The sequence below is a fragment of the Flavobacterium sp. C4GT6 genome, assembly GCF_036347315.1.
GTDB lineage: Bacteria > Bacteroidota > Bacteroidia > Flavobacteriales > Flavobacteriaceae > Flavobacterium.
Window position 1 is genome coordinate 1 of sequence record NZ_JAZGZU010000007.1, and the last position, 16156, is coordinate 16156.

Here is a 16156-nt window from a genome sequence, read left to right on the forward strand (position 1 = left end):
TGAACAACAACCCTGAAATGGTAATCATGGTTAAGGCCCACACGGATAACCGTGGTAGTGCACAATACAACATGAACTTATCTAACAAACGGGCAAAGGCTACAGTTCAGTATGTCATTTCAAAAGGTATTGCTAAAGAGCGTATATCAGGACAGGGATATGGTGAGAGTGAGCCTAAGGTTGACTGCAAAGAAAACTGCAGTGAAGAGCAACATGCTCAAAACAGACGATCTGAGTTTATTATCGTGAAGAAATAGTATTTCGTCATAATTATAAAACAAAACAGCCTGTGCCTTTTGGTACAGGCTGTTCGTTTTTTATATAAGTATGTTGGTTTGTAATAGGTTATCTTTTTTGACTAAATTTAAGGTAACTGATTAAACCAACTAATTATGACTAAGAAAACATCTTTATTGGGCTATGTGCTATTGCTGTTTTTTACAGGTAGTATTTCTAACTTATTTGCCTGCAACCGAGTAGTGTATAAAGGGAAAAATGATTTGTATATCACAGCAAGGCCTATGGACTGGAGTGAAGACCTGATGACAAACCTGTGGATTTTTCCAAAAGGAATGCAAATAACAGGTGAAACAGGTAAAAACACCGTAAGTTGGAAGTCAAAATACGGTAGTGTTATTGCCAGTGCCTACGAAATTTGCAGTACCAATGGTATGAACGAGAAGGGACTGGTGGCAAACCTGCTTTGGCTGGTGGAGTCGGAATATCCTGAATGGGATCATACAAAGCCGGGGCTTGCCATATCGGTATGGGTACAGTATGTGCTGGATAATTATGCTACAGTAAGTGAAGCGGTAGAAGGTCTGTCTAAAGAAGAGTTTGTTGTGGTAACAGATAATGTGCCGGGACAGGAGCGTAAGGCTACCCTGCATGTTTCAATATCAGATGCTAAGGGTGACAGTGCTATTTTTGAGTACATAAACGGAAAACTGGTTGTTCATCATGATGCTTCCTATACGGTAATGACCAATTCGCCTGTATTTGATAAACAACTGGCTTTAAACGAATACTGGAGTGAGATAGGAGGTACTGTTATGCTGCCGGGAACCAACAGGGCTGCCGACCGTTTTGTAAGGGCTTCTTTTTATGCCGATGCCGTTCCTAAAACAGATAATACCCGTGTAGCTGTGGCAAGTATTTTTAGCGTTATAAGGAACTGTTCTGTGCCCTATGGTATATCTACCCCAAATCAGCCGAATATCTCCTCTACACGCTGGAGAACGGTTTCAGATCATAAGAATTTAGTGTACTACTACGAGTCGGTACTCACCCCAAACGTTTTCTGGGTTGATTTTAAGGATATCGATTTCTCTGAAAAGGGTAAAGTAAAAAAACTTACCGTTGCCGGAGGGGAGACCTATGCCGGTAATGCTGTAAAACACTTTAAGGACAGTAAACCGTTTAAATTTTTAGGTGTAAATGATTAATCTTAGAACAGCCACTTGTACAGGAAATACTACTTTTATACTCTATGAGGAAAACAATTTTAACGTATTTATTTTTATTACCATTATTTGCAACGGTTTGTAATGCACAGCAAAACAGTGAAAGCTGTCTTTTATTACATAAAAAACATCGCTATTACGAATATAACTTAAATGGATCTGTAAAATCAGTAAGATGGTTTTATACTGACATTAAAGAAAGTTTATCTAAGAGGGATAAGCAACGGGTTAAACTAAAGAATGACGTGAGATCAATGTTTTATACCGAATTCAATGATTTTGGTTTAGTCACCAAAATGATTATGTTCTCTAAAGATTATAGGGATATGCCTATAGACTCAGGTAAAGTTGAGCTGTATGAGTATGACGAGAAGGATTTCAAAGAAAAATTGAAATACAGACGAAATAATATCCAGTCTCCTGTTGTATATAATCAAACTGAGTTACTTGAGGTTAATCATTTGAAAATAAGTGAATTGTATGGGAGTAAAAGTAGAACAGTGTATACAGAGAAATATGATGAAGAAGGAAAACTGATCAAGCATGAGGATAGGGGGTATTATACTAGTCTAAACAATGATAGTATTATTCCTAATCCTGAATTAGATTCAAAATCACTTTTTTTTACGCGCTATTTTTTTTACGATGACAACGATAATGTAATTACAATAAAAATCGAAAAGGGTGAAGCTTCTGACGGGATCAACTATAATGACTTTGGTACAGAGGCCAGCTGGTGTAAGGATTTACAGATTAACTATAAATATGACAGTAAAAACAGGATAACCCAAATTGTATTTTTTAGTTGTAAAAAGGTCGTTTTTCAGGAAGATTATACCTACCATCCCAAAAAGGGGTATGTAATGGTAGCAGATAGTCAGTATAATACTATTTACAGTAGTTTTTTAACCCCTCGTGTTGTTACACATTTTAATGAAAATGGTGATATAACAGAAAGGAATTTTATAAAACCACCTGTTCCCGGAGCCCCAAATGAAGAACCGGAACTGATGCTATATGGTACATTACCCGCTAATCATTACTATGACTATGATTACGACAGTCATGGCAATTGGATACGATGCAGGTCTTACCTTGAAGGTAAAAAGGAAGGAGAGCCTTCTACAGTTAGTGAACGGGTAATAGAGTATTATAAATAATTAAAACCGTTCTTCGGTAAGTTGTATATCTTCCGGTGTACGGATCATAAACTGGTAAGTATCGCCATATTTGGTTAAGATACCTCTTATTTTTCCGCTTTCCTGAGGGATACTATTTCCTGCAAAGGAAGCAAAACTACTGGTTCTAAAAGTAAGGGTATTTCCGTTTTCATCGGTTAGCAGGTAGTTGGTGCCTCCGCCAATATCGTTGTTTGCGTCATAAAAGGGAAGCCCTACAGCTTCATCGGTAAACTGTACATTGTCTATTTCTACAAGACGATGAAGGTAGCTGTCATTTTGCAGTTGGGTTAACGAAGTGTACTGAACCATATTTTCTTCGTTTATTACAGTGCAGGAGCGGTTAAGTATATTGGTATATTCAGTAGTCGAAAATCCGGTAAGGGTAGCAAAACCATTATAAACCGAGAGGTCGCCTATTTGCAGTGAACTATTGTAAATTCGGTAATAAGTACCTTTAAGTTTGATGAGTACTTTTCGCCCCGGTTCATAGTTAATAAATGTAGAAGTAGCATTAACCAAAACACTAAACCCGAAATCACCGTTTTCGGTTTGCAGTGAAAGAGTTTTATAGAAATTTCCTGCGGCATCACTCGATGTCACATAGGCTTCAATCACATCATCATTGTTGTATTCCTGTATGTTTTCTGTTGCATTAATATCCTGTACTTCGATTGTTTTGACCAAAGTGGTTTCGGTACATTCCAGGTTGGGTACACTGTAATCATCATCGTTTATACAGGCTGTTATTGTAATGCAGAGCAATAGTGCGATATATTTTTTCATGCTTAGAAATTGTAATAAATGTTGAGGTAAAAAGTGCGTCCGTAACTGTAAAAGTACTTGGGTCCGAAGGAAGGTGTTCCGCTGGAAACATCCTGATTAAGCTGTCTGTAATTGGCATTTCTGGCCTGTTCGTAACCTCCGGTTTTGTATATACTGTTGAAAATATTATTGATGCTGGCAAAAAAGCCCAGGTAGGTTTTCTTTTTAATCCGCCATGATTTTCCACCTACGGCATTAAGCAGGAATATATCATCAAATTGCTCTTGTTTCAGGAGTTCGTGGGTTCGACTTTGTGTAGCTTCGGGGAAAGGGAAGCTGTTTACATCCTGCGGATTCTTCAAAAAGTTATCGGTACGAAGCAGTGCCGAGATGTCCAGATAACTTCCCGTAAGGTAATTAGCATTTATACCTGCCCACCAGTATTTTGGGTCACGGTATTCAAAACCAAGAGATAGCGCCTGCTGTGGCATCCCCGGTAGTTTATAATTTTTAAGATTGGAAGAGCCAAAACTTGTTGTCGGTCCGGTAATACTACCCGGTGTATTAACTTCCTGTTGTAGGGAAGCAAAGGCATCATTATTAATAAAAACCTTAGGGTTGCTGTTGTAAGTGTACTGCCCGTATGCCATACTAAACAGCACTTTGAACATGGTGTTAAAGTTGTATTCTGTACTTAGCTCTGTACCCATAAGCTTTTTGTTAATCCCTGTAACGGTCTCGGCAATAAAAGCATTGGTTTCGGTATTTTCTCCCTGATAGACTCCTTCGGCAAAAAAGAAAGAAGTTTCGGTAGCATTATCAATCAGCGTATAAAAAGCACTAAGGCGTACTTTAAACTTCGGGACACGGATTATATAGCTCGCATCAATCGAGGCTATATTTTCACTTTCTATACGCTGAACAACACTGTTGTTTAGGCGGGCATTAGGGAAGGTATTGCGTAGGGCAGGAGCTTTTGTCATGTACATTCCGTTTAGTGCAAAGAGCACACGCCCGGTTATTTTGTAAAGCAAACCGCCCTTAAAACCGAAGTTATCAAAGCTTACCCTGTTGCTTTTACCAAGTGAAGAGTTGGCATAAATTCCGTTTCGGTATAATCCTTCTCTTTGATAATCAGAACGGGAATAGCTTTGTGACAGGTACAAATCGGTTTTACGATAGGTAAACCTGAACTGTGTAAAGGCATCTAACTGACTGGCAAACAAATTGTAATTATATCCATAGGTGTCATTAACCCCTACAGTCCTGTTGGGATTGTTTAGGTCTGACTGAGCCTGATTCCCACTAAAAAACGGACTGATATCGTTATAATTACTTCCACCCAGTAAGTCCAGTAGTTTTTTATAGTTATGGGATTTTAAATGCTTAAACGAAATACCTCCGTTAAAAACAATATCTGGTGACAGTTGCGACTGTAATGTTGAGTTTATAGAGAGTGTATTGTCATCATTGCGGTCTTCATACAAAACATACCTGCTTACCGATGGTTCCCTGCCTGTTTCAATATTATTAGTATTTGTCACTGCACGGGTATTAGCCAAATACATATTGCTCCAGTTTATTTGCGGATTTGCTGTAAAACTTCCTGAAGCCTGTTGTGCCAGTGCTGTGTTTTCGGGACTGTTACCAGTGTAAATACCTCCCAGTCCTCCTGGCTGGTAAGCGCTATCAGGGACTAGAGCCGGATTATTTTCATACTGAGAAGTGTAGTAACTGGGTAGGTTTCGGTAATAGGAAGGATCAGGGTTTGGTACGTTTTGAAAATCAATCCTGCTATTACCTATTTTACCAAACTGATAAGCAACGTTAGATTGCAGGGTATTATGGGGATTGATTTTATAATAATGGCTCAAAATAAAAATAGGTTCGGCAATGTCAATATCACGGCTGTTCCTTTTTTTACCGTCCTGATAACCCCAGTAGGAATTGTATTTTTTGCCCATAAGATTAGTCACCTCCTGAGTGTTTGCAGAATTCTTGCCACGACTGCTTTGCGCATAGATACCGGTAAAGTTGATACTGTGGTTGTCGTTTAACTTTTTCTCCATACTTACAAAAAGCGAGTTGCCCCCGTAGTCGGTACCTTCAAAATTAGCATCTTCCGCCCAGCGATGTGAGGCCGATATTACATAACCAAAACCTTTTTTGTTCATACCCGAAGCATAGGTAGCCATACTTCTCCAGTTGTAGGAGGTGTTGGTTGCCGTAAGCGATATTCTTGTTCCTTTTCTGAACTGCGATGCGCGTGTGTTTATTTCCTGTGTTCCCAGTAGTCCTCCAAAACTATAGTCAGACGGAGTAGTGCCCAGATTGAATTCCTGATTGCGGGTCGCATCGTTAAGTCCGCTCCAGTTGTTCCATTGTGGTCTGCCATCGCTTATTTTGTTCATCGTTACACCATTTATCATTGTTGTGGCATACCGGCTGTCCAGTCCGCGGGTTTTGTATCGTGCCTGAGACCAGCTGTAGGCCGCTGCCTGTTGCAAAGCATCTTTTGAAGCCTGAAGCAGTCCGGATGTATTGTCGGTTACAATACTCTCGTTAAGGTCATTTTCAGTAAGGGTGATAAGGTTGAGTTGCTGATCGGCAGTGAGGTCAAGTTCTAAAAGGACAATTCCCAGGTCTAGGTTCCTTTCGGGGATAACGGTAAGATTAAAAGTTTGGGAGACATATCCGTTACTACTTACTGTTAGTGTTTGTTTTCCGGTTGGAACTTCTATTGCCAGTATACCTTCAGAATTGGCAATAGCTGTCTGGTTAGTGCTTTGTAGTGTGGCAATAGCGCTTTCCATAGGATAGCCGCTTTGCATATCTATTACTTTACATTGTATCATTGCACTTTGCTGTGCAATACAAGCGGAGGTGTATATAAGCAGTAAAAAACTAAATATTAGCTTTTTCATGAAGGTAAGGTGATTGATAAATATTTTCTTAAAACGGTAAATATATATTTTTTAGAATAAAATTTTAACTTTGGGTGGAAGCTTGTTTTAAAATTTACATGTGAGGAAAAAAATTACGATAAGCATACTGGTATTATTACTGTTTTCCTGCCTTTCGGCACAGGACAGGACTTTTATGGTACATACCATAGCCTTTTACAATACCGAAAACCTTTTTGATACCATAAATAATCCCAAAACAAATGATGAGGAGTTTTTGCCTGCCGGTGAATATTTTTGGAACTCTGGGAAATACCAACATAAGTTGGATAATATTGCAGAGGTTCTTGCAGATATAGGATCTGATGCTAACCCCGATCCGCCAAGTATAATTGGCCTTGCAGAAGTGGAAAACAGACAGGTACTTGAAGATTTGGTGCAAAACCCGAAACTGGTAAAAATGAATTATGGTATTATTCATTTTGATTCGCCTGACAGAAGGGGGATTGATGTAGCCTTGTTATATGACAAGAAAAAGTTTAGACCAGAAAGTTATAAAAGTATACCACTGGTATTTACTGTTGACGAGAAAGGCAGAATAGTTGAAAATGCACCCGATACTTTAACCGATACAAAATACAGAAAGTACTTTACCCGAAGTCAGCTACTGGTCACAGGGCTTTTAGAGGGTGAGGATTTCAGTTTTATAGTGAGCCACTGGCCATCAAGGGGCGGGGGCGAAAAGAAAACACGTCCCTATAGGGATGCTGCCGGAAAACTTAACCGTAAAATAGTAGATTCACTATTCAATATAAACCCTAAGGCTAAAATTATTACTATGGGTGACTTTAACGATGGACCTTATAATAATAGCGTACGTAAGGAGCTTGCCGCTAAGGACAGGAAGGAACAGGTTAAACCTTTGGAACTGTATAACCCAATGGGAGAACTGGTGCGTAACGGAATAGGATCTGTAGCTTATAGGGACAACTGGGATATTTTTGACCAGATAGTACTTTCTGAACCTATAATTCATGACGATTTCAATACGCTGCAATTCTGGAAAGCGGGGGTTTACAATAAAACATATATTACCCGTACTTCGGGTAAATACAAAGGTTATCCGCTTAGAACATGGGATGGCGAGGTAGGTTACAGTGATCATTTTCCGGTATATGTTTATCTTATCAAGGAGATAAAAAAATAAGTGTCTCCAGCCTCTATTTTCCGTACCTTAGTGTAGAATTTTAAATAGCTTATCATGGCAGCCATGAAACCCTTTAACCTTAATAAGTGGATTGATGAAAACCGTCATCTTTTAAAACCACCTGTAGGCAATAAAAACATTTATCCTTTGTCTGACGACTACATCGTAATGGTAGTGGCGGGACCTAATGCCCGAAAGGATTATCACTATAATGAGACCGAAGAATTGTTCTATCAGCTTGAAGGAAGTATTAAAGTTATAGTTCAGGAAGACGGGCAGCGCAAAGAAATGGAACTTAATGCGGGGGATATGTACCTGCATCCGGCAAAAATGCCACATTCACCTGTTAGAACTGAAGGCTCTATAGGGCTTGTGATTGAAAGGGTACGTGCAGGAAGAGGTTTTACCGACGGACTTTTATGGTTTTGTGAAAATTGCAACCACAAACTGCATGAGGTGTATTTTGAACTGCATGATATAGAAAAAGATTTTTTACCGCATTTTGAGCATTTTTATAACAGTAAGGAAATGCGTACTTGTGATAAGTGCGGAACGGTAATGGAAGCCGACCCAAGATTTGTCGCTAATAAATAGTATAACAGGTTACCGATTTGTTATAGTTATATTTCGTTTGCCGAATTAATTTTTTATGAGAGTACTTGCTTTCAGGAAGAAAAATTTGTTTTAATCTTATTTTGAGGGCAGAGTATTATTATTTTATAAACAAAACGGCTCTTTTAATGATTAAAATTAAAAAAGACATATATTTGTAAAATATAACAATTAAAAGCATAAAAGTTAAAAAATGGCAACACTTACTGATCAGTTTGGTATTCAGGAAGCCCTTTCTAAGCTGGGCATACAGGAAATAAACGAAGGTACTTCTACAGGAAGCAACAGCTTTGCTAACGGAGAAATTATAGAATCATACTCTCCGGTAGATGGTACCCTTATTGCTAAGGTAAAAGCATCTACTCAAGAGGATTATGAAGCAGCTGTGGCTAAAGCTCAGGAAGCTTTTAAATCATGGAGGCTTGTACCGGCACCAAAAAGAGGTGAGATTGTACGCCAAATGGGTGAAGAACTACGCAAGTACAAAGAACCACTGGGACAACTTGTTTCTTATGAAATGGGTAAGAGCCTTCAGGAAGGTTTAGGTGAAGTACAGGAGATGATAGATATTTGTGACTTTGCAGTAGGTTTATCACGCCAGCTTTACGGACTTACAATGCATAGTGAAAGACCAATGCACCGCATGTACGAGCAGTACCATCCGGTAGGAATTGTAGGTATTATATCTGCATTTAACTTCCCGGTAGCGGTTTGGAGCTGGAACTCAATGCTTGCTTGGGTTTGTGGAGATGTTTGCATTTGGAAACCAAGTGAAAAAACTCCGTTATGTGGTATAGCTTGCCAAAACATCATAAAAACAGTTTTAGAAAGAAACAACATACCGGAAGGTGTTAGCTGCCTTATAAACGGTAGGGATAACGGTGACCGTATGAATACCGATAAGCGCTTACCACTGGTATCGTTTACAGGTTCTACACGTGTAGGACGCCACGTATCTAAAACTGTTGCCGAGCGTTTTGGTAACACTATCCTTGAGTTAGGTGGTAACAATGCTATTATAGTATCTGAACATGCCGATATAAACATGGTACTTGTAGGTGCTGTATTTGGTGCTGTGGGTACTGCAGGTCAGCGTTGTACTACTACAAGAAGATTAATAGTTCACGAAAGTGTTTATGACAAGACTATAGAGGTACTTAAAAGTGCTTACGGTCAGTTAAAAATAGGAAACCCGTTAGACAGCAATAACCACGTTGGGCCACTTATCGATAAAGATTCGGTACAAAACTATCTTGATGCTATTGAAAAAGCAAAACAGGAAGGTGGTAATGTTATTGTAGAAGGCGGCGTTATGCAAGGTGAAGGTTATGAAAGCGGATGCTATGTTAAGCCTTGTATCATTGAAGCTAAAAACAGCTTTGAAATTGTACAGCACGAAACCTTTGCTCCAATATTGTATGTAATGAAATACAATGATTTAGAGGAGGCTATTGCTATGCAAAACGATGTTCCTCAGGGATTATCGTCTTCTATCTTTACAAGTAATATGAGAGAGATGGAGTTATTCCTTTCACATGCAGGATCTGACTGTGGTATTGCCAATGTAAATATTGGTACATCGGGAGCAGAGATTGGTGGTGCTTTTGGTGGTGAAAAAGAAACCGGAGGTGGCCGCGAAAGTGGATCTGACGCATGGAAAGCTTATATGAGAAGACAGACCAACACCATAAATTACGGATCTGAACTGCCATTGGCACAAGGAATCCGATTTGATTTATAGTTAATAAACTGTTTAAGTGTTATGTGTTAAGAAGGCTGCCTATTGGCAGCCTTTTTTTATTGTTTTATCCAAAGGGAGTCGGTAAAATAATGCCTGCAGTCCATAAAGTTTCTTACTACCTGAAATCCGGTTGATTTGGCTAACCTGTTTATTTCTTCTAAACTGAATTTTTTGGAGAGTTCAGTCCATATCAGTTCGTCTTTCTCAAAGCTGAAATCAGTATCCAGTACATTACTGTGAATCTGTTGTTTTTTCAGGCTGATAAGGTAAGTATGTACCTCGCCGTTTTCGGGATTGTAAAAGCTGTAAAAATCAAACTGATCCAGGTTGGCATCTGCGTCCAGTTCACTGTTTATCCTTTTAAGGAGGTTCATGTTAAAGGCCTTGGTTATACCGTGAGGATCATCATAAGCCTTTTGTATTACTTGCGGATTTTTACGGAGGTCCATTCCTAAAAGCAGCATATCGCCTTTTTTCATTCCGTCGTTAAACTTATTAAGCAGGTCTTTTGCCTCATCCAAATGATAATTGCCTATGTTACCGCCCATAAACAGGAAAAGGTTTGGTATTTTGGTGTCGGCCATACTTTTAAGCACGTCAAAATAATCCCCTGTTTTGGGTTTCATCTTTACATCAGGTAGTGCCGTTTTGATATTCTTTTCAAGAGCATTAAGGGCCTCCTGTGATATATCAATAGGGATATAGGTGAAATCAGCTTTACGGTCTAAAAAAGCCTTTAGCATCTGGCGGGTTTTCATTCCGTCGCCCGATCCAAATTCTACTATGTTAAACGGCCCGTTAAAATTAAGGCTGTCCAGTATATTGCCAGACTGGCCTGTGAGTATCTCAAACTCACAGTCTGTGGGGTAATATTCGGGCATTTTCATGATTTGCATAAAAATACGGCTGCCATTATCATCATAAAAATATTTGGACGGGATGTGTTTTTCATCCGATTTTAGTCCGTGCAGTATGTCTTCTGCAAAGGGGGTAGGTGCAGTTGTGTTCATTTTATTATTTTTTTGCCAAACGTATTCCGGTAAACTGCCAGCGTTCGTTAGGATGAAAGAAATTCCTGTAGGTAGATCGGCTGTGGTGTTTTGCAGTAGCACACGATGCTCCACGCAAAACCATTTGGTTAATCATGAATTTGCCGTTGTATTCGCCTATGGCGCCTTTTGCTTTTTTAAAATTAGGATAGGGAAGGTAGGCACTGTTTGTCCATTCCCAGCGCTTTCCCCAGTCCAACTTAAACGAGGCTGCTTCCCATTCAAATTCTGTTGGGAGTCTCATGCCTTTCCATTCTGCAAAAGCGGCAGCCTCGTAAAAACTGATATGGGTTACTAAGGCTTCGGTGTTTATTTTTTGGATTCCGGCCATTGTGAACATGTGCCATTCGTTATCTATTTTGTGCCAGTAAAGCGGAGCCTTAACCTCATTTTCGTTTACCCATGCCCAGCCCTCATCCAGCCAGTAATTAAAATTACTGTAACCACCTGCTTCAATAAATTCAAGGTATTCGGCATTGGTTATCAGGTTTTGTGATATTTCAAACTCTTCAAGGTATACCTTATGCCTGCCATGCTCATTATCAAAACTGAATCCGTCTCCGTTATGTCCCACCTCATATACACCCTCAGGAAAGACAAAAAATCCGGAATTAGAGTTTTGTTGGTTTTCCCAATCAATGTTTTCGTCATATACAGGAAAAATAGGATTGCATCCCAAAATGTATTTAATATCGGTTAGTAATAGTTCCTGATGTTGTTGTTCATGATTTATACCCAGTTCCACCAGTTCGTGTATTTGCGGATCCTTAAGCTGTAGGAGCAGCTGCATGTGCATATCTACATAATTTCGGTAATCATATACCTGTGCAACCGTAGGACGTGTTATATGGCCTCTTTCGGCTCTAAAAGTGCGATTCCCTACCGTATTGTAATAACTGTTAAATAGAAAACAAAAGTCATCGTCATAAATTTTATAGTCCGGCAAGTATTTTTTAAGCAGGAATTCTTCAAAAAACCAACTGCTGTGCGCCAGATGCCATTTGGGCGGACTCACAAAATTTACGGGTTGCGGGACATAGTCTTCAGTGTTCAGCACACTGCATATTTCCTCGGTGCGCTTACGTACATGGTTATATATTTCGGTTATGTTCATTGGTGAATAACAAGAGTTTACTACTAATTTACAAAGAATGTTAATGAGACGGATTTTTTGGGTGTGCTTTTAACCAAATTATAACAATCGTTTTTTACAAAAAAAATGAATAGCGGGGATGTTTAGGAGTGGTTTTAATGTATGTTGTTGTAAGTAAGTTATTTATTCTAAATTTAAATAACGGTAACTGTTTTGTTTATTAAGAAAATACTCTACATTTGCACCGCAAAATAAAATTAACAGTTAAAACAGAAGTAAAAATGCGTTTAATAAAATCTACATATCAGCTTGAGCTTGGAGGGAATATCCTTCATGCAGTGCCGGGTTTTATTGCGCACAATATTTTTAGATAGACACAAACATTTCTAAATATAGCAACCCGGAACTGAAAAGCTCCGGGTTTTTTTATGCAATGAAAAAAAGTAATGTAAACATATCACTTTACAGTGCCCAAAACCTATGGGAGGATACTGTATTTTATGAACCGGATAATTCCTGAAAGGAGGAATAGTGCCTTTATTGTAGGTATAAGCCCGGTTCTTGTTAAGGACCGGGCTTTTTATTTAAGCATAAAATTAAAAATCGATAAATGATAAGAATCAGAAAAACAGGCATCACCTAGAGCAGTGCTGCCGCAAAGCAGTAAACTATGGAAACACAAACTACAATGGCTATGGCAGCAGCCGAATTAAGGGGAACAGGTTTTGTAGCCCTTGTGAACAGAGCCTTCAAACAGCCACAGCAAATTTTAGAGAAAGAAAACACTATAGAAAGTGTTATTTGCTATCATTTCTCAACAATGAGTGTTGTTAATCATACCTGGAAAAGAGAAACCTTTAGGAGTGTATTACTTCATTTATACAGTGAAGGTTGCTACACCTTGTTAAAAAGCCCTGATTTTATTGAGGTCCTGGCTAATATGAGCGCCTTTGGTAAAATGATGGTTAGAAGTGTTGATTCATGGGAAAAAGAAAGCTTTGTGGCCGAAGATCAGTTAAGGTCTTTCATAAAACACTGTTTTACCAATTATGATGTACCTCAGTTTATGGAAAACGCCTTTGGCGGTGAAAACAAAGTACACATGTTGTGGTATATACAGTTAGGCAGGGGTGATAGTGTGCAAAAACTTAGTGGTTTTCCGGTAGAGTTTACCAAAAGGATGGCCCACGAGTTCAGGAATATTAAAAGGGCATTAACCATACCTCGGGCTATAAGGATGGCTCAGGCTTTGGGTTTTGATGCGACAAACGAACGTGCCGAACTTATTGCATGGTCTACCTTGTCTGAAAGCTTTGATAATGAGGTGTTCCGTACAGAATTGGTGAAATTTTTTGCTGTTGCCGAAGGCGATATGAGGTTGGACTTGTTCCAGATAACCATTGATTACCTGTTTTATATGAAGGCTGAAAATGATGCCTTTACCATGAAAGGCAGAACCTGGGATGTTTTGTATGTACAGGCTTTGGGTTGGCATAGGGACATGCTTAAAAAGAAAGCTGCCGAAAGCAACAACCAGTGGAAACCTGCAGCTATAGGTAACTTTTGTATAGAAGAAGATGAAACCCGTTTTGTAATTACTCAGCTTACAAGCTCCGAAGCGTTGTATGATGAAGGTGAGGAAATGGAACACTGTGTTGCTGATTATGTGTATGAGTGCTCTGTAGGTGAGAGTGCGATTTTCTCAGTAAGGAAGTTTACAGCAGGTGATACTATTTATGAAACACTTGCTACTATAGAGGTGCTTCCTGACGAGAAAGAGGTAATTCAGGCTAAGGCAAAATACAATGATATGATAAGTCAGGAGGCTCATGATGTTATTGTAAAATGGGCCAAACAGGAAGGTCTTTCACTTCAATATGATTGTTATATGCCAGAACCTGTACCGTTACCGCGTGCTCAGGAACGAGTGGTTCAGTTACCACAAAGGCAGGGTCAGCGTTATGAGCCTTACCAAAATGCAGGTTTTAATAACCAAGCAGGAGACAGGCAAATAGGTTATATAATAATAGCTATTATAAAAATCCTATGGCTTGTAGCAAAATGCAGCCAGATGCATTAATACTGGCAAAGTGTAAAATTTAAAATTATGGGAAAATTAAAATTAAGAGGCAAAGACCTCATAGCTATAGGATATCCGCAAAACAAATCGATAAGTATTGCTATGGAGGCGATGCTTAAACATTACAAACGGGAACCTAAAGAAAAAGTACTTAAGATGCTTAAGGAGGTGCTCCTTGCGCCCGAAAATTATAAACAGGATGGTGTTTTCGGTAAAATAGCCGAAGCACTTACCAATGTAAAGAAAACTGAGTTTAGGCACCTTAATGCGACACGTGCACCGTTTACCATTTTCGGTGAAGAGGAAATACAAAAGAGCGCTAAGGACCAGTTGTATACAGCCCTTAAACTCCCTGTGGCAAAAGCGGGAGCACTTATGCCCGATGGTCACCATGGTTACGGACTGCCGATAGGCGGGGTACTTGCAACCGAAAATGCCGTAATACCTTATGGTGTTGGGGTAGATATAGGCTGCCGTATGTGCCTTAGCATATATGATATTAACCCTTCGTTTATTGAAGGGCATAAGGATAAGTATGTCAATATCCTTGAAAAGCAAACACGCTTCGGGATGAATGAGGTGCATTATAAACCTAATGACCACGAGATTTTTGAGCGTACTGAATTCAGGCATATACCTTTTGTGAAAAAGCTTAAGGATAAGGCTTATAAACAATTAGGCTCATCGGGTGGAGGGAACCACTTTGTAGAGTTTGGTATCATTGAAGTTACCACTGATGATGATGTGCTTAAAGTTCCGCCCGGTCAGTATGTAGGGGTGCTTTCGCACAGTGGGTCAAGAGGACTTGGTGCTAATATTGCCAAGAACTATACTTACCTGGCAACTAAGCAAACCCCGCTTCCTAAAGAGGCGCAGCACCTGGCATGGCTGGATTTAAATACTCACGATGGGCAGGAGTACTGGCTCGCCATGAACCTCGCTGGAGATTATGCTTCGGCATGTCATCATGATATCCATAAAAGGATAGCAAAGGAGCTTGGGGCAAGGCCGCTTGCCATGGTTGAAAACCATCACAATTTTGCCTGGAAGGAAGTTATTAACGGGCAGGAGCTTATTGTGCACAGAAAGGGAGCAACCCCTGCACAAAAAAATGTGTTGGGTATTATACCGGGTTCCATGACAGCACCGGGTTATATCGTGAGGGGTAAAGGTAATGAGCAGTCGTTAAGTTCGGCATCACATGGTGCAGGTAGGGTTTTATCGCGAGCAGAAGCAAAAAGGTCACTTACCAGAAGTGATCTTAAAAAAGTGCTTAAAAATCATGGTGTTACACTTATAGGAGCCGGTATGGACGAAGCGCCTATGGCTTATAAAGACATCAATAAAGTAATGGCACATCAAACCAGCCTTATAGATGTGGTTGGGATGTTTACGCCAAAAATAGTCCGAATGGACAAAGGATAATTAAATAACGGTTGCAATAGCAGCCATAAAAAAATAACAATGGGAATTAGTACCTATGAGGTGATGTATATCCAGGCATTGGACAATTACCCTTATAATGTGGAAGAATGTATAGAAAAGCTGCAATATGTAATAGCCGGAGATGATGAGCACGCGGGTGCGCATTGCCTTATGGGGCGTATTTATGAAGAGCAGCTTAAAGATTTTAAACAGGCCGAATATTATTACAGGATGACATTATATCTTGATAGAGACTATACTCCTGTTTACAGTCAGTTTGCAGGTCTTTTAATAAACCTTAAACGATTTAAAGAGGCAGAAGCTATAATTGATATCGGGATGAAAGTACCGGGTATAGATGAGGCCTCATTAATTTACCTTAAAGGTTTACTCTATGAAAAATATGAGATGTATGCTACGGCTATACAGTATTATACTGATGCTAAGAAAATATGTCTCAATAACTATTTCATGGATGATATGGACGGACACATTAAAAGGGTTAAAGACAAAAAAGACCTCGAGAAGAAGTCTGATAAAAATAAATCAGACAAAAAGAAGGAGAAGAAAAATAAATCTGAAAAAAGCTCCTGATGCAAAAAAGACGGCCATATGCCGTCTTTTGTTATTTATAAGTCAT

Annotated in this window: 13 protein-coding genes; 9 read left to right on the top strand and 4 right to left on the bottom strand. The window is 39.3% G+C overall.

The window, feature by feature from the left end; genetic code table 11:
• The 3 genes from V3Z67_RS09900 to V3Z67_RS09910 form a co-directional block, all read left to right on the top strand.
• Nucleotides 1-257: OmpA family protein (locus V3Z67_RS09900; protein WP_330443151.1), on the top strand; the 257-nt coding region annotated here is incomplete at its 5' end.
• A 135-nt stretch (nucleotides 258-392) separates the two neighbouring features.
• Nucleotides 393-1445, top strand: coding sequence for a linear amide C-N hydrolase (locus tag V3Z67_RS09905; protein WP_330443152.1), 1053 nt, complete (start codon nucleotides 393-395; stop codon nucleotides 1443-1445).
• Nucleotides 1446-1489: 44 nt separating this feature from the next.
• A complete protein-coding gene (locus V3Z67_RS09910; protein ID WP_330443153.1) occupies nucleotides 1490-2623 on the top strand; it encodes a hypothetical protein in 1134 nt (377 codons plus the stop codon).
• On the opposite strand, the gene V3Z67_RS09915 is transcribed toward V3Z67_RS09910, so the two are convergent.
• The gene (locus V3Z67_RS09915) at nucleotides 2624-3427 is read right to left on the bottom strand and encodes a DUF5689 domain-containing protein (RefSeq protein WP_330443154.1); all 804 of its coding nucleotides are present in this window, start codon (nucleotides 3425-3427) and stop codon (nucleotides 2624-2626) included.
• 2 nt (nucleotides 3428-3429) lie between these two features.
• A complete protein-coding gene (locus V3Z67_RS09920; RefSeq protein ID WP_330443155.1) occupies nucleotides 3430-6330 on the bottom strand; it encodes a TonB-dependent receptor in 2901 nt (966 codons plus the stop codon).
• Nucleotides 6331-6430: 100 nt separating this feature from the next.
• On the opposite strand from V3Z67_RS09920, the gene V3Z67_RS09925 reads away from it, so the two are divergent.
• The 3 genes from V3Z67_RS09925 (at nucleotide 6431) to amaB (ending at nucleotide 9869) form a co-directional block, all read left to right on the top strand.
• The gene (locus V3Z67_RS09925) at nucleotides 6431-7516 is read left to right on the top strand and encodes an endonuclease/exonuclease/phosphatase family protein (protein ID WP_330443156.1); all 1086 of its coding nucleotides are present in this window, start codon (nucleotides 6431-6433) and stop codon (nucleotides 7514-7516) included.
• Nucleotides 7517-7570: 54 nt separating this feature from the next.
• Nucleotides 7571-8110, top strand: a complete 540-nt coding sequence (locus V3Z67_RS09930) for a 3-hydroxyanthranilate 3,4-dioxygenase (protein WP_330443157.1) — start codon at nucleotides 7571-7573, stop codon at nucleotides 8108-8110.
• Nucleotides 8111-8321: 211 nt separating this feature from the next.
• Nucleotides 8322-9869: an L-piperidine-6-carboxylate dehydrogenase gene (amaB, locus tag V3Z67_RS09935; RefSeq protein WP_330443158.1), complete on the top strand. Its 1548-nt coding sequence runs from the start codon at nucleotides 8322-8324 to the stop codon at nucleotides 9867-9869.
• 56 nt (nucleotides 9870-9925) lie between these two features.
• On the opposite strand, the gene egtD is transcribed toward amaB, so the two are convergent.
• The gene (gene egtD, locus V3Z67_RS09940; protein ID WP_330443159.1) at nucleotides 9926-10879 is read right to left on the bottom strand and encodes an L-histidine N(alpha)-methyltransferase; all 954 of its coding nucleotides are present in this window, start codon (nucleotides 10877-10879) and stop codon (nucleotides 9926-9928) included.
• Nucleotides 10880-10883: 4 nt separating this feature from the next.
• Nucleotides 10884-12032 carry an ergothioneine biosynthesis protein EgtB gene (egtB, locus tag V3Z67_RS09945; protein WP_330443160.1) on the bottom strand — a complete coding sequence of 383 codons (1149 nt, stop codon included), beginning with the start codon at nucleotides 12030-12032 and terminating at the stop codon, nucleotides 10884-10886.
• A 649-nt stretch (nucleotides 12033-12681) separates the two neighbouring features.
• Between egtB and V3Z67_RS09950 the strand changes: the two genes are divergently transcribed.
• From V3Z67_RS09950 to V3Z67_RS09960, 3 genes are read left to right on the top strand one after another with little or no spacing between them, the layout of a single operon-like run.
• Entirely contained in the window at nucleotides 12682-14091 is a 1410-nt protein-coding gene (locus V3Z67_RS09950; RefSeq protein ID WP_330443161.1) for a PcfJ domain-containing protein, read from the top strand.
• Nucleotides 14092-14118: 27 nt separating this feature from the next.
• Nucleotides 14119-15516 carry an RtcB family protein gene (locus V3Z67_RS09955; RefSeq protein ID WP_330443162.1) on the top strand — a complete coding sequence of 466 codons (1398 nt, stop codon included), beginning with the start codon at nucleotides 14119-14121 and terminating at the stop codon, nucleotides 15514-15516.
• 39 nt (nucleotides 15517-15555) lie between these two features.
• The gene (locus V3Z67_RS09960) at nucleotides 15556-16110 is read left to right on the top strand and encodes a hypothetical protein (RefSeq protein WP_330443163.1); all 555 of its coding nucleotides are present in this window, start codon (nucleotides 15556-15558) and stop codon (nucleotides 16108-16110) included.
• Nucleotides 16111-16156: the final 46 nt, after the last annotated feature.

What these genes read in the sequence shown, in the direction of transcription:
- V3Z67_RS09905 (WP_330443152.1), top strand. Translation starts at nt 393, where the DNA reads ATGACTAAGAAAACATCTTTATTGGGCTATGTGCTATTGCTGTTTTTT.
- V3Z67_RS09960 (WP_330443163.1), top strand. Translation starts at nt 15,556, where the DNA reads ATGGGAATTAGTACCTATGAGGTGATGTATATCCAGGCATTGGACAAT.
- egtD (WP_330443159.1), bottom strand. Translation starts at nt 10,879, where the DNA reads ATGAACACAACTGCACCTACCCCCTTTGCAGAAGACATACTGCACGGA.
- amaB (WP_330443158.1), top strand. Translation starts at nt 8,322, where the DNA reads ATGGCAACACTTACTGATCAGTTTGGTATTCAGGAAGCCCTTTCTAAG.
- V3Z67_RS09915 (WP_330443154.1), bottom strand. Translation starts at nt 3,427, where the DNA reads ATGAAAAAATATATCGCACTATTGCTCTGCATTACAATAACAGCCTGT.
- V3Z67_RS09920 (WP_330443155.1), bottom strand. Translation starts at nt 6,330, where the DNA reads ATGAAAAAGCTAATATTTAGTTTTTTACTGCTTATATACACCTCCGCT.
- egtB (WP_330443160.1), bottom strand. Translation starts at nt 12,032, where the DNA reads ATGAACATAACCGAAATATATAACCATGTACGTAAGCGCACCGAGGAA.
- V3Z67_RS09950 (WP_330443161.1), top strand. Translation starts at nt 12,682, where the DNA reads ATGGAAACACAAACTACAATGGCTATGGCAGCAGCCGAATTAAGGGGA.
- V3Z67_RS09955 (WP_330443162.1), top strand. Translation starts at nt 14,119, where the DNA reads ATGGGAAAATTAAAATTAAGAGGCAAAGACCTCATAGCTATAGGATAT.
- V3Z67_RS09930 (WP_330443157.1), top strand. Translation starts at nt 7,571, where the DNA reads ATGGCAGCCATGAAACCCTTTAACCTTAATAAGTGGATTGATGAAAAC.
- V3Z67_RS09910 (WP_330443153.1), top strand. Translation starts at nt 1,490, where the DNA reads ATGAGGAAAACAATTTTAACGTATTTATTTTTATTACCATTATTTGCA.